The sequence below is a fragment of the Bradyrhizobium sp. AUGA SZCCT0160 genome (assembly GCF_018130105.1).
In the GTDB taxonomy this organism is placed as follows: Bacteria; Pseudomonadota; Alphaproteobacteria; order Rhizobiales; family Xanthobacteraceae; genus Bradyrhizobium.
The window spans coordinates 54,020-66,863 of sequence record NZ_JAFCMD010000017.1 but is presented as its reverse complement, the minus strand read 5'-3'; the positions used below and the strand labels follow the sequence as shown (position 1 = coordinate 66,863).

Annotated in this window: 11 protein-coding genes and 2 pseudogenes; 4 read left to right on the top strand and 9 right to left on the bottom strand. The window is 60.7% G+C overall.

The window, feature by feature from the left end; all coding sequences use genetic code 11:
• Positions 1-54: 54 nt before the first annotated feature.
• On the bottom strand, positions 55-366 hold the full coding sequence (locus tag JQ558_RS24925; protein ID WP_212208399.1) for a hypothetical protein: 312 nt from the start codon (positions 364-366) through the stop codon (positions 55-57).
• A 535-nt stretch (positions 367-901) separates the two neighbouring features.
• On the opposite strand from JQ558_RS24925, the gene JQ558_RS24920 reads away from it, so the two are divergent.
• From JQ558_RS24920 to JQ558_RS24910, 3 genes are read left to right on the top strand one after another with little or no spacing between them, the layout of a single operon-like run.
• On the top strand, positions 902-2,083 hold the full coding sequence (locus tag JQ558_RS24920) for an NEW3 domain-containing protein (protein WP_212208400.1): 1,182 nt from the start codon (positions 902-904) through the stop codon (positions 2,081-2,083).
• Positions 2,080-3,012, top strand: a complete 933-nt coding sequence (locus JQ558_RS24915; protein WP_212208401.1) for an ABC transporter ATP-binding protein — start codon at positions 2,080-2,082, stop codon at positions 3,010-3,012. The genes JQ558_RS24920 and JQ558_RS24915 overlap by 4 nt, the downstream gene beginning before the upstream one ends.
• On the top strand, positions 3,009-3,965 hold the full coding sequence (locus JQ558_RS24910) for an ABC transporter permease (protein WP_212208402.1): 957 nt from the start codon (positions 3,009-3,011) through the stop codon (positions 3,963-3,965). The genes JQ558_RS24915 and JQ558_RS24910 overlap by 4 nt, the downstream gene beginning before the upstream one ends.
• 141 nt (positions 3,966-4,106) lie before the next feature.
• Here the strand turns inward: JQ558_RS24910 and JQ558_RS24905 are convergent, their stop codons facing one another.
• Positions 4,107-5,516: a Do family serine endopeptidase gene (locus JQ558_RS24905; protein ID WP_212208403.1), complete on the bottom strand. Its 1,410-nt coding sequence runs from the start codon at positions 5,514-5,516 to the stop codon at positions 4,107-4,109.
• 589 nt (positions 5,517-6,105) lie between these two features.
• Here JQ558_RS24905 and greA point away from each other — a divergent pair.
• Entirely contained in the window at positions 6,106-6,579 is a 474-nt protein-coding gene (greA, locus tag JQ558_RS24900; protein ID WP_212295483.1) for a transcription elongation factor GreA, read from the top strand.
• 223 nt (positions 6,580-6,802) lie between these two features.
• Here greA and JQ558_RS24895 read toward each other — a convergent pair whose 3' ends face one another.
• From JQ558_RS24895 to JQ558_RS24865, 7 genes and pseudogenes are all read right to left on the bottom strand, one after another.
• On the bottom strand, positions 6,803-7,123 hold the full coding sequence (locus JQ558_RS24895; protein ID WP_212208405.1) for a hypothetical protein: 321 nt from the start codon (positions 7,121-7,123) through the stop codon (positions 6,803-6,805).
• A gap of 205 nt (positions 7,124-7,328) precedes the next feature.
• Positions 7,329-8,603 (bottom strand): annotated as a pseudogene (gene groEL, locus JQ558_RS24890) (chaperonin GroEL).
• Positions 8,604-8,650: 47 nt separating this feature from the next.
• Positions 8,651-8,963 (bottom strand): annotated as a pseudogene (gene groES, locus JQ558_RS24885) (co-chaperone GroES).
• A gap of 190 nt (positions 8,964-9,153) precedes the next feature.
• Positions 9,154-9,303 (bottom strand): hypothetical protein, encoded by a 150-nt coding sequence (locus JQ558_RS24880; protein ID WP_212208427.1) that lies wholly within the window; start codon positions 9,301-9,303, stop codon positions 9,154-9,156.
• Positions 9,304-9,442: 139 nt separating this feature from the next.
• Positions 9,443-10,150, bottom strand: coding sequence for an ETC complex I subunit (locus JQ558_RS24875; RefSeq protein WP_212208406.1), 708 nt, complete (start codon positions 10,148-10,150; stop codon positions 9,443-9,445).
• A 59-nt stretch (positions 10,151-10,209) separates the two neighbouring features.
• Positions 10,210-10,707, bottom strand: a complete 498-nt coding sequence (locus JQ558_RS24870) for an Hsp20/alpha crystallin family protein (RefSeq protein ID WP_212208407.1) — start codon at positions 10,705-10,707, stop codon at positions 10,210-10,212.
• Between the two features lie 85 nt (positions 10,708-10,792).
• Positions 10,793-11,245, bottom strand: a complete 453-nt coding sequence (locus JQ558_RS24865) for an Hsp20 family protein (protein ID WP_212208408.1) — start codon at positions 11,243-11,245, stop codon at positions 10,793-10,795.
• Positions 11,246-12,844 lie beyond the last annotated feature (1,599 nt).

The window sequence follows — 12,844 nt, the reverse complement described above, 5'->3', positions numbered from 1 at the left end:
GCCGTCGGGCTTGGGTCGGGCGCCAATACTCTTCACGCGTTGCACTAAGGTTGCTCACCGCCGTGCGGTTTGCTCGACGAACTGATGCAGCGAATAGGGCAGTTCGCCGCCGCGATCGGCGCAGCGCTGGCTCAGTTTATTCGCTATTTCCTCGGAAACGTCACGTACCCAGCCCTCCGCGAGATTAAAGCGAATGATGCGGACCGGATTGCTGTATTGGCCTTCCAACAAATCCTCGATGACAGCTTCAAGGCTAGTGTCTTCGAGGTTTGTCTCTCGCCAAGCACACCCCATTGGGCCGAAGTCGTCGAGCACGAGATAGACGTCCTGGTCTATGACGGGGACAATCGAGGGTGACTCACGCATTACCCACTCCACGCAACTAAAAGCGATTCAAAAGACGGGGGCTAGAATGGTTCCTTCAAAGCAAAAGGGGCCTTTGTTATCGGTGGCCAGTGCAGGGGTCCGGGAATGAGTCCCCGGCGGAGGACGCGGGGTTAAGAAATGGCCGTAAGAAGTCCTGGACAGGCTGCCGACGAGGTGAGTGCCGGTCTGCGTGACGTTGAGGTCCTGTGCGACAGAGATAAAAGCCCCTGCCGTGGGTTGACCCGAGAGGGCGATGAGCGACGCGTCTGTTCGAGATGCGACAAAAAGTTCGCGCAGCCTGTCTTGACGAAAACAACGTTCGCCCTAAGTCGTTTCTCGTCCGGCGACTTCAAGTCGGGGCCGCCAATGACATCGCGGATTCGAATTGCCGGGTGCAACGCATTTCGCCCGATGCTCTGCATACGGAGCGTGCATGAAGCGTAGCTAACGCGGTCTGCGGAAGAAAGGAGAGAGCCGCGCGGTGCCCGATAAGATGCGGATCGGTTTGCACCCCGAAGGACAAAATGAGGATACCATGAGATCGTTCACGCGCGGCGCGCGCTTTCTTCTGTTCGTCGTACTGGCGACTTTGATCGGTCCGGCTGCCTCTCTGGCCGCGGAAACTTCCCCACCCCTTACCGGCCTTTGGATCACGACCCCGCATCCCGAATTCTCGCTGAAGCCGGGCGAGGCCGGATCAATCCAGATCTCCGTCCGAAACGCGCACCAGCCCCCGCAACGGTTCGGGCTAGGCCTCGAGGGCGTCCCGGAGGGCTGGGAAGCGGCATTCAAGGGCGGTGGGAGACAAGTCTCGGCGGTGATGGTGGGCCCCGACGAGACCGAGCGTCTTACGCTCGAACTGAAGCCACCCGTCGGCATCTCCGGCGGCACTTTCGCGCTCAAGGTCAACGCCAGGCAGGACGGACAGACGATCTCATTGCCTCTGAGCGTCAGGCTTTCGGAAGCGGCTTCCGGCAAGCTCACGCTGGAACCTGAGCTGCCGGCCCTGCGCGGGACGCCTCGTTCGACCTTCAGCTTCCGGATCAAGGCCACTAACGGCGGCTCCGATCAGTCGCTGTTTAACCTGTCGGCGCGAACGCCCGAGGGCTTTCAGGCAAAATTCAAGCGAGGTTACGGCGCGGAGGAAATTACCGGGCTGCCGATTAGCCCCGGCAGTTCCGAAAACATTACGCTCGACGTCGTGCCTTCACGCGCCGCGGCTGCCGGCCGTTATCCGATCGCGATACGTCTGTCGGGCGGTGACAAATCCGCCGAGACCACATTGAGCCTGGAAGTCACCGGTGAACCGCAATTGCGAATGGTCGGTCCGCAGGAGCGCCTCTCCGGCGATGCCGTCGCGGGACAGGAATCGAGCTTCCCCTTCACGCTTGTCAATGGAGGGTCGGCGCCTGCGACCGATATCGAGATGTCCGCTTCGCCGCCGTCAGGCTGGAGCGTCACCTTCGAGCCGAAGCAGATCGCGAGCATCGCGCCGAACCAGACGCGAGAAGTGAATGTAAAAATCAAGCCTTCCGAGCGGGCGGTTGCCGGGGACTATATGGTCACGCTGCGCAGCGGCGGCGGCGGGCTGTCCGAATCGGTGCAATTTCGAACGACAGTGCGAACCTCAACCACTTGGGGCGTTGCCGGGCTCGGTGTCATTGCCGCTGCCGTGCTGGTCCTCGGCGGCGCCGTGATGCGGTATGGACGGCGATGAGCGAGGAATTCGTTATCGAGGCGAAAGGTCTTGCCAAGCAATATGGTCCGCATGTCGCCGTGGACGGCATCGACCTGCAAGTCCGCGCCGGTGAGGTGATCGGTCTACTTGGCCCGAACGGCGCCGGCAAGACGACGACGATTCTGATGTTGCTGGGACTGACCGAATCCACGCGGGGGAGCGTCCAGATCCTCGGCAAGGACCCGTTGCGGCGGCCCCTCGAGGTGAAGCGCGAGGTCGGATATCTGCCGGATTCCGTCGGCTTCTATGAGACTATGACGGGCCGCGAGAACCTTACGTATATGGCTCGGCTTGCCGCTATCCCGCGCGGGGTCGTGGGCGAGCGCATCAACAGCGTTCTCGCCGCCGTTCACCTGCTCGAGGTTGCCGACCGTCCGGTCGCCACATATTCGCGCGGCATGCGGCAGAGGCTCGGCATTTCCGAACTGCTGATGCGTCAATGCCGGATCGCCATCCTGGACGAGCCGACCTCTGGGCTGGATCCGCAATCGACCCGGGAACTGCTCGACCTGATCCAGAAGCTCAGCCGCGGCGGGATGACGATTCTGCTGTCATCGCATATGCTCGATGTTGTTCAGACCGTCTGCCACCGGATCGCGCTTTTCAACAAGGGCAGGATTGGCTTCTTCGGAACGATCGAGCAACTGGCCGCCAAGATCGGCGGTGGCACATATGTCATCGATGTCGAGGCGGAGGGAATCGATCTTTCCGCGCTCGCTACCACCGTCGAAGGTGTCAAGAACGTCATGGCGGTGAACGGGCATTGGCAATGCGAGGCCGTGCGCGATGTTCGGCCGCAGCTCGCGCAGCGGATCGTCGCCGCAGGCGGTGCGCTCCGCAACCTCGACCTGCGTCGGGCTAGGCTCGATGAAGCCTATGGCCGGTATTTCCGGGAGGTTCACCAATGATCGTGCGTGAGGGCTCTCCGTTCCGCGGCGTCGGCGTCATTGCGCTCAAGGAGGCGGCCGATCACTTGACCAGCGCGCGCTTGCACCTGATCATGGGCCTCGTCCTGTTGACAGCGATCGGGGCGGTCTATGGCGCGATCGGCCGCATCAAGGATACCACGGCCGAGGACGCGTATCTGTTCCTGAAGCTTTTCACGGTGGCGCGCGAGCCCTTGCCTTCATTTGCCGCGTTTCTCGGCTTCCTGCTACCGCTGGTAGCCATCGCGCTTGGCTTCGATGCGATCAACGGCGAATACAACCGCCGCACCATGAGCCGGCTGCTGGCACAGCCGATCTATCGCGACGCAGTACTATTCGGAAAGTTTATCGGAGCACTTCTTGTCATCGCCATCGCGCTGCTTACGCTGTGGCTGCTAATGACCGGGCTCGGTATTCTGTTTCTCGGACTGCCACCAACGGCAGCCGACGTCGTTCGCAGTCTGGCCTACCTCGCAGCGACCCTTGCCTGCGCGGGCGTTTGGCTTGCGCTCGCCATCGCATTTTCGGCTGTCATTCGATCACCGGCAACGTCGGCGCTCGCCGCGTTATCAGTGTGGCTGATTCTCACGGTCTTTTGGGGAATGATCGCACCCTTGCTTGCCGGCGTCATCGCGCCAATGGATCCGCTCGATCCTTCTACAGTGCTTGCGCAATTTGAAGCTCAGCAATCAATCGCGCGGCTTTCGCCGCAAACACTCTATGCTGAAATCACCGCCATATTGCTTGACCCCGCAGCGCGTTCAGTTGGACCATTTTTCATGTCGCAGCTTCAGGGCGCATTGTACGGAGCGCCTTTGCCGACGATGGAAAGCGCGCTGATCATCTGGCCGCAGCTTTCGGCTCTGGTCGCCGCGATGATCCTGTTGTTCACGCTCGCCTATGTCGCCTTTCAACGGCAGGAGGTGCGCGCCTGAGTGTCATGTCGAACGCTGTTGCCGTTTGGCGGAGCCGGCTTTCAGCGTTGTAAGGGCGTTTTCAGCCCTGGCTGCAGGTCCGACAAGCCACGTGGAATCATCCCTGGGGGTTCTAGAAAGGGCACGCGATAGCTCCTTCGTTCAGGAGATTGCGAAAAAGAGCGACTGGCCATCGCGATTAATGCGCACCAAAAGGGGTCTGTTCTCCTTGCGCGCCTTTGCCCATTCTTCGGCCAGGTCCGGGGGCTGAGCGACGGAGCGATTATTGGCCGTCACGATCACGTCACCGGGTCGGATCCCGCTCTCGGCCGCTGGTGTGCCGGGTTCGACATCGCCGACCACCAACCCCGAATCGACGCCAAGGCGCCGCCGCGCGGCATCCGACATCGGTCCGAGACTTAATCCAAGCCGTTTGCCGTCCTTGTCAGAGTTTTCCCAGGCGCCCGTCCGAGCCGAGAGATCCTGTTGGCGCTGCCCAATAGCGAGCGTGATCTCCTGCGTCTTACCGTTTCGGACCACCGTAAGCGGGGTCTGCGTCCCGGGCTTCATTTCTCCGACGGCCCGAGAAAGAGCGCGCGGTCCCTCAATGGTCTGATTTCCAATGTGAGTGATCACGTCGCCGATCTTGATCCCGGCGTCGTCCGCGGGGCTGCCTGCCTCCACCGCGGCAACAAGTGCCCCCTTGGTATCGGGCCGGCCCAGCGCTTGGGCGATCCCGGTCGTCAATTCCTGCAGGCGAATGCCGACGTAGCCCCGCTCGACCTTACCCGTCCGGATGAGCTGATCCGCGACCGCCTGCGCGGTCCGCGACGGCACCGCAAATCCGATGCCTACGTTGACACCAACCGGCGAAAAGATCGCCGTATTGACGCCGATCACCTCGCCCGCGGCGTTGAACAGCGGGCCCCCCGAGTTGCCTTGGTTGATCGAGGCGTCGGTCTGCAGAAAATCGTCATATGAGCCGGCTTGGATGTCGCGTGCCCGCGCCGACAGCACCCCGACAGTGACCGTGCCGCCGAGGCCGAAGGGGCTGCCGATCGCGATGGTCCACGCCCCGGGCTCCATTTTGTCGGAATCGCCCCAGGTTGCGACGGCGATACCGGGACGCGGCTCGATCTTGAGCACTGCAATATCGGTGGACGGATCCCGACCGATTAGCTTCGCCGGGACATCGGTCTTGTCTGTGAAACGGACATGGATCTCGCTGGCTTTATCCACCACGTGGTTGTTAGTCACGATGTGACCCTCGGCACTGACAATGAACCCCGAGCCTAGCGCCGTCCGCGCCTGCGTACGAGGTTCGCCGAAGCGACGCCGAAATAGGTCACCGAACGGCAGGTCGTCCGGCAGCCCGCGCGCCTCGTTTTCTATCATCTGCTTCGTGAGAATCGCGACGACGGCGGGCATCTTATTTCGCACAACCGCAGTAAAGTCGGTTGGAACCGGGGCCGGCTGGGCAAAGACCGGTGTCTTCACCGACGCGAGCGCGCTCACGGCAAGAGCGCTCGCAACTAGGGTACCCAATAACTGCGTTCTCAGATGGCGGGTCATGTGGCGTTTCCTTTCTGAGCAGATTCGATCCGCCCCGCTCGAAAACTCGGCGGAGCTTTGCTCTACGGGTAACGTCGCTCTGCGCGAGCAGTTGCGTTGTTGGAAGCGCCGCGGCGTTTTGACCGAATGGAGGGGATGCTCTTCAGGTGAGCTGCTTTAAGGACGATAGGGGCAGCGGTGCGTTTCCTGCCTCCGACAAAGGGAAGTCAGGCCGCACCGTTCGCCTGACGGCGGTATCTGTACCTTTGCTCGCAGGTTGCGCGGGCCATATCGCCGCTCGGCTTCCGCATCTTCAGCCAGTTGGGATAGATGCTTGGGCAATGTCTAGCTTTTGCCGTTTCGGGCGGGGGGCTATTTCAACGGTAACTTGTTCAGCATAGGAACCATCTCATTCGGCAGGAATCGATTCCGAGCCGTCGGCCGTGAACCTCCAAGCCCGCGCCGCCGGTGAGCGGCCTTGGCAGCGTGGCGTATTGGCTGGGGTCGCTCTTGTTTAAGACCCGGTCATCGGAGTTGATTGCATCCGGCAGCCGCATGCGTTGCTTAGGATGGGCCGGGCAAGAAGAGATATTCAAGGTATGGACGGCCAATGAACAAACTGCCCATGACACGTGAAGGCTTCGCAGCTCTTAAAGAAGAGCTAGGGCAATGCCATCGGGAGCGACCGTACATTGCGGAACGCATCAGGGAAGCTATCGCGGACGAACCAAATCTGCCCGAGAATGCGGCTTATCAAGCCGCTAAATCTCAGCAAGAAATCAATGAGGCTCGCATTGCGGAACTCCAGGATAAGCTTGCTCGGTCCGAAATAATCGCCGTCTCGGAGCTCTCCGGCGACACCGTCAAATTCGGTGCAACTGTGACACTTATCGACGAAGAAACTCGCAAAAAGCGGCGATGGCAAATTGTCGGTGAGCCCGAAGCCGATGCAAAAAGGGGCAAGATTTCAGTTTTTTCGCCGCTTGCCCGCGCTTTAATTGGACAGACCAAAAATGCGTCCGTGGAGGTCCAGACGCCCAGCGGTTTTAAGACTTACAGGATCGACAACGTGGAATGGTGCTGAGGGCGGGGCCCGGGCATAGGTCTTCTTAACGCCGACGCCTGCGGGCCATTCAGGCATTCGGCACGCAAGGCGCATCGGAGAATTGTCTTAGTCTGTCAGGCGCGTGCCCTAACCTCATCCATTGCAGGACGGCCTCCGCCAACACCGCGGCACAGCGCGGATTCGCGCCGAGACCAGGCTGCGGCTGCCGGATCGAGGATGAGCTGTTTTGATCCGCTTCGTTTTAGCTCACCCTCGGGACGCCGCGCTCGTATTCCGTCGGCATGCGGAAGAAGCCGGGCCGAGCACTGTCGGGCAACAGAATAGTATCGGCCTTGAAAATCGGCGCGCTCGGCTTCCAGTTCATCCAGCGCATCGAATCCAGATAGGGAATAGGTGGAAGCGGCAGCAGATTGCCGGCACCGTCAATGGGCAGCTTCGGCGAACCGTCCATGCCCCAGGCGCCGAATGGCAGAAGCACCGTCGCCAAAGCGACCACCATTTTTCGGATGCAGCGTCCAAACGTCTCCGCACCGGCGGAGCCGAGTATGTGAGTCCTGATCATCTCATCCTCCTATCGTTGAAAAACTGATCCATGCGATCGTGAGAAGGCTGAGGGCGAACATGAGCCAATGCATTACGGTCGCCCCGCCCGTGCGCGATCGAGATTGCATGTCTGTGCTCATCTGGGTCTCCTTGTGCTTTGCGTTCCTTTCTTCTTTGGTTGGTCGTTGCCGGGGCGCGGCCGGCAGCTGCCGGCCAAAACTTGCTCAGAAGTCCATCGGCGGCGTGGCGGGCGCCGGCTCGGACTTCTTCGGCTTCTCTGCAACGAGCGCCTCTGTGGTGATGAGCAGCGCGGCCACGGAAGCCGCATCCTGCAACGCGGTGCGAACGACCTTGGCTGGATCGATCACGCCTGCCTTGGTAAGGTCCTGATATTCGCCGGTGGTGGCATTGAAGCCCCAGTTGTAGCTGGAGCTCTCAAGCAGCTTACCGACTACCAGCGAGCCGTCTTCACCCGCATTCTGCACGATCTGTCGCGCCGGCACCTGAATGGCGCGGCGCACGATATCGACTCCGGCCCTCTGGTCGGCATTCGAGATCTTGATGCCGTCAAGAGCCCTCATGGCACGCAGCAGGGAGATCGGCTGGCCACCGGTCAGGATTGCGATGTCCTCCAGCATGGCCTTGCGGCGATCCCCGAAGCCCGGTGCCTTCACCGCCGCGACCTTCAACCCGCCGCGCAGCCGGTTGACGACGAGGGTCGCGAGCGCTTCGCCTTCGACGTCCTCGGCAACCACGAGCAGCGGCTTGCCGGACTGAACGACGGCTTCGAGCAGCGGCAGCATGGACTGCAGGGTCGACAGCTTCTTCTCATGGATCAGGATGTAGGATCTTCGAACTCGACCCGCATCTTCTCGGCATTGGTGACGAAGTAGGGCGACACATAGCCGCGGTCGTACTGCATGCCTTCGACCACCTCGAGCTCGGTATCCAGGCTCTTGGCTTCCTCTACAGTGATAACGCCGTCGTTGCCGACCCTCTGCATGGCGTCGGCAAGAAAGCGGCCGATCTCGATATCGCCGTTGGCCGAGATGGTCGCGATCTGGGCGATCTCCTCGTTGGTGGTGACCTTCTTGGCGTCGGCCCTCAAATCATTGACGATGGCTTCGACGGCAAGATCGATGCCGCGCTTGAGATCCATCGGGTTCATGCCGGCGGCGACAGATTTCGCTCCTTCCTTGACGACGGCCTGGGCCAGCACGGTCGCGGTGGTGGTCCCGTCGCCAGCAAGGTCGCTCGTCTTGGAGGCGACTTCGACGCACCATCTGTGCGCCCATGTTCTCGAATTTGTCCTCCAGTTCGATCTCCTTGGCGACGGTCACGCCATCCTTGGTGATGCGCGGCGCACCGAACGATTTCTCGATCACGACGTTTCGCCCCTTCGGACCGAGGGTGACCTTGACCGCATCCGCCAGCGTATCCACTCCCCGCAGCACCCGATCACGGGCATCGGTTGAGAACTTTACCTCCTTGGCGGCCATGTTCGTTGCTCCTCTCTCTCAATGACAGACAGCTTCGCGAATTGTACTCAGGCAGCCTTCCTGGCGGAGCCGGTTTTGTCGACCGCCCAGAAGATCGCTCTCCTTCATGATCAAATAGTCCAGACCGTCGATCTTCACTTCGGTGCCCGACCACTTGCCGAACAAGACCCGGTCTCCCGGTTCGACGTCGATCGGGATCAGCTGGCCTTGCTCGCTTCTGCCCCCGGGACCCGCCGCGATGATCTCGCCTTCCTGCGGCTTTTCCTTTGCTGTGTCAGGAATGATGATGCCGCCGGCGGTCTTTTCCTCGGCATCGATGCGGCGCACGAGCACGCGGTCGTGCATTGGGCGGAAATGCATGCGCATCCTCCATGTCAGTTCGGCGATGTCCAAAAAAGCGGGTCCGGCGTTCGGCCCCGGCGAAAACGACCTAGGAAGCAAGAAACAAGCGTGCAAGAGGTCGTCGAAAAATTGTTGTCACTTTGGCCGTCTTGTTCAGCGATTCAGGACCCAAGGGATTCAGTTCGGCTCAGCAACAAACGTCATCTGGTCAACGCCGCTTCTTTTCCTGCTTCCGCTTGGCTTTCAGCACGTCCGCTTGAGTGCGATAGGCCCTTGCCAAGTTCAAAAGGTCTTCCGAGACTTCTGCATCAGCGGTCGCTCTCGCCCGCCGCTCGGCCTTGTCGGCCTGCTTTCGCAAGAATTTGGTTTCCTTTGGCATGGTGGGCCCCGCCCTGAGGAAAGCGTCAACTCTGACTATCGTTCAACATCCATGATCGCGCCACCTCTTCGAGCAGGTAGGCGAAGTGCATTGCCCTAGGCCGACCAGCGATCGAAAATCAACTCGCCTTCCTGTCGACGTGCTGGAAGGACCTTGCCGTTATCTGTGGCTCCTCTAGATCGAGCAACGCGTCGATCACCTCCTTGAGATGGGAAGGCCTCGTCAGCGACCTGCCCTTCGAATGCTCCACCTCAATCTGGTAAGCATCAAGAGCCCAGCGCCGCAGGACATCTTCCTTTCGCGTCCGCGGCAGATTGCTGTCTAGCAGCACCTGTTGCGGATCTGTGTAACTTGCGGCGGGAACAATTTCAGGCCCGGACCCGCGGCGGAACACCTCCGGTCCAAGCGTTCGCTCAATCCCTTCCAGCCTGCGGCGGCGCTGCTGGCTCGCGGTTCGGCTCTCGGCGCTCGGATTGTCCGAAACCAGTCGCGGCGTCGGCCCCTGCAGGCCTTGCACGGTAAATTGCAGGCCTTGGCGGCGAGCATATGCGATGGCCGACTCGGCGGACGGAAACGAAAGTTCGATCTGAGCAAGGGTGTCGTCGTCGCCGGTCCAGCCCATCAGCGGCTCGATGTAGGGAGCAGAGCGGCGCTCGAAACGCAGCTTCCATTGCTGGGCGCGGGCCCGGCCCGAAGTCATCGGTGAGCGGGCAGGCTTGTAGATCGTGGCCTGCGCATCCGCTGGAAATACCGACCGCGTCGACTGACCCGGGACGCCTTGACGGGCCGTAAAGTCCGAACGGGCCGATAAAGGCGAGACGTTCATCGAAGGCCTCCGTCAGGATCAGGCTGGCGGGGCGAACCCGCCCACCTTCATCCTACTGTTTATTGTTTATTTCCGTTGATTGCGATCCTTTTCACCTTCCGTTGCGCCGAAGGGAGCTTCGGCAGCGTCACGGTGAGGACCCCGTCCTTGAACGACGCGGCAACCTTGTCCTGGTCGACGTCGTCGACGGGGATGCGTCGCTCGAAACGTCCGTAGTAACGTTCGCTGAAGCGACGCTCCTTGTCTTCCGTTTCGCTCTTCTTCTCGCCGCTGATGGTCAGCATACCGTCCGTGAGTTCGATCGCCACGTCGTTCTGATCGAGACCGGGAAGTTCGGCGACAACCTTCACTTCCTTCTCCGTCTCGTTGAGTTCGACGCTCGGCCAACCCATCATCGCAGGTGAGCCGAATGAACCGATGTCGAAGCTGCGGAATGCCTCGTCGAACATACGGTTCATTTCACGGTGCAGCGCAAGAAACGGATTGCCTGTTTCATTGCCATGGACGCTCACATTGCGTGAGCCGTCTTTCCACGGAACGAGATCACGTAACGCCATTTTTGTACTCCTTTCATGGTTTCGATCTGTCGCAGCTCTCCGGCGCGCGGCTTTGCCGCGCCGGTCGCCGCTCGACAGTCCCCGTTCACGCCGCCTGCGTATTTTCGGTTTTCTGGTTATCGTTACCTGTGCCGACGATCGCGATGCGCCGCGGCTTCATCGCCTCCGGCACCTCCCGCACCAAAAGGATGCTGAGCAGGCCATTGTCGAACGTCGCGTCCTTCACCTTCATGTGCTCGGACAGATTGAAGACGCGGCAAAACGGCCGCATGCTGATTCCCTGGTGCAGGTAGTCGCCGTCTTCTTTCTCGGCCTTGCCGCCTTCGACCGTGAGCGCGGATTGCTCCGCGGTAATGGCGATCTCTTGCGGCGTGAAGCCGGGCAGTGCCAGCGAGATCCGGTACTGGTTTTCCCCGGTGCGCAGGACATCGAACGGCGGGTAGTTGTCGTCGCCGACGGTCGCGTCATTCACCAGGTTCAAGAGGTGCTCAAACCCGACAGTCGAGCGCCTAAGTGTTGGCAGATCATACGTTCTCATCACCACATCCTCCTTTGAGCAACATGGGTAGGAGCATCACCGGGATGCCCCGATGGCCTTTGCCGGACCCTGCTTTGGCATCCGGCGCCACCTTGGGTGGCTACTAAAAAACTAGGAAGCTGTGAATTGGTTTCAAGAGGGAGAATATCCGCTCGCCGATCGGTGCGGCGGAACGACGCCGTTGGCCGGTCTTGATGCTGGACTAGCTGCGGACTTGGAGTGGCTTCTTGCGCCAGCTGCCGCGCGGCTATCGTCATTCTGATCGTACTGCTGCCGTCATGCTCAGACGGCCCTACCCACCATGATGTTCGCCGCGATGAGCGCAAACGGACAACCTGCCAGCGACTGTCCGATCGGCTTGAGACCGTCGGCGCTGGAAGGGAGATCGAGCCTTCAGTTCACCGTTCGTCGGGGCGCTCCAACTGGAAGCATGCCCAATTGCTAAAAAAGCCGAACGAAGGAACTGGTGAGGCCGATTGCGGTTTCTGAGCCAATCCCAACAAACCAGGTGTGAGATGAACTTCAGCTCGTCCATGCTCTCCCGGCTTGGCCTAGCGCTCGTCGGCTCGCTGGGGATCGGCATAAGCAGCGCATCCGCGCAGAGCTATCTCGAAACTTATGCGGAGCCCCTTCCTATCGTCGAGCCCTACCAGGTCGTGATGGCGCCCAGATACGTCGTACGACCGGCCGTCGTCGCGCCACCCGTCGTGCGTGAACGCACCATCGTGGTGAGCCGCCCAGGCTATGTGTCGACGCGCCTGGTGGGACCGCCAATGCCGCCGTCTTATGTAGTGGCCGACTGGTAACCCGGCCCGGAGCCCAACGCCCGACGCGCATTGGGTTTTGAATAGCGTTTTTGACAAGCGTTATCGTGTCGATCACGATCGCGCGGAGAAGAAGTCGGCTCGCCGGCTTTCCAAAGAAAGGAAGAAACGAACAACGGAGCCGTGAAATGCGACAACTAGTTGCAATTCTCATCTTCGTTGTGGCGGCGACTGTGGCGCAGGCCAAGCAGGACGGGGACGCTCGATCGACAGTCCGGGCCAAAGATCCGCCCAAGGCGTCCGTAACAACTCCCGACCGATTGCTTCGGCCTCAAGACGCTCGCGGCAAGACCGTCGAGTCATACCCGACATTTGCACCCGCTGGTGAGGTGGCGCTTCAAGCAGGATCGAAGGGGTGCTCAAATCCGCTCCGCAGAGAAGCGTGAAGTAACGAGGGTACAAGATTGCCGCCCACTGCAAAGCAACAACATCAGCCCCGCAAGGGGGACGGAGCACGACCCGATCGAATCGCGCTGCGTTTCTACGAGTGCTGTTCAGCCGAGGAGGTGACGACGGGGCGAGGCTCTGAGTTTATTTCCGAAGGATACGGCCGCGTTACCAGATAGATCTCGCCCGCTACCAGCATCACGACGGCGACCGCACAGCACCAGATCGTGTAGGTCGTCCATCGCCTTCGAATTTGGCTCGCTCAGGATGGAGCCATCGCCTTTGGCTATCCGCGCGAGCGCTAGTTGAGAATAACAGCGGGTCGAAAGACCTTTGGCTATCCGCGACAGGCGCCGTTGTGAACGGCGGGCGATGGCTCCGCCTCATC

Excerpts from the sequence above, each read along its gene's own strand:
- JQ558_RS24865 (WP_212208408.1), bottom strand. The coding sequence starts at position 11,245 with ATGAGAACGTATGATCTGCCAACACTTAGGCGCTCGACTGTCGGGTTT.
- JQ558_RS24925 (WP_212208399.1), bottom strand. The coding sequence starts at position 366 with ATGCGTGAGTCACCCTCGATTGTCCCCGTCATAGACCAGGACGTCTAT.
- JQ558_RS24920 (WP_212208400.1), top strand. The coding sequence starts at position 902 with ATGAGATCGTTCACGCGCGGCGCGCGCTTTCTTCTGTTCGTCGTACTG.
- JQ558_RS24870 (WP_212208407.1), bottom strand. The coding sequence starts at position 10,707 with ATGGCGTTACGTGATCTCGTTCCGTGGAAAGACGGCTCACGCAATGTG.
- JQ558_RS24905 (WP_212208403.1), bottom strand. The coding sequence starts at position 5,516 with ATGACCCGCCATCTGAGAACGCAGTTATTGGGTACCCTAGTTGCGAGC.
- greA (WP_212295483.1), top strand. The coding sequence starts at position 6,106 with ATGAACAAACTGCCCATGACACGTGAAGGCTTCGCAGCTCTTAAAGAA.
- JQ558_RS24895 (WP_212208405.1), bottom strand. The coding sequence starts at position 7,123 with ATGATCAGGACTCACATACTCGGCTCCGCCGGTGCGGAGACGTTTGGA.
- JQ558_RS24910 (WP_212208402.1), top strand. The coding sequence starts at position 3,009 with ATGATCGTGCGTGAGGGCTCTCCGTTCCGCGGCGTCGGCGTCATTGCG.
- JQ558_RS24915 (WP_212208401.1), top strand. The coding sequence starts at position 2,080 with ATGAGCGAGGAATTCGTTATCGAGGCGAAAGGTCTTGCCAAGCAATAT.
- JQ558_RS24875 (WP_212208406.1), bottom strand. The coding sequence starts at position 10,150 with ATGAACGTCTCGCCTTTATCGGCCCGTTCGGACTTTACGGCCCGTCAA.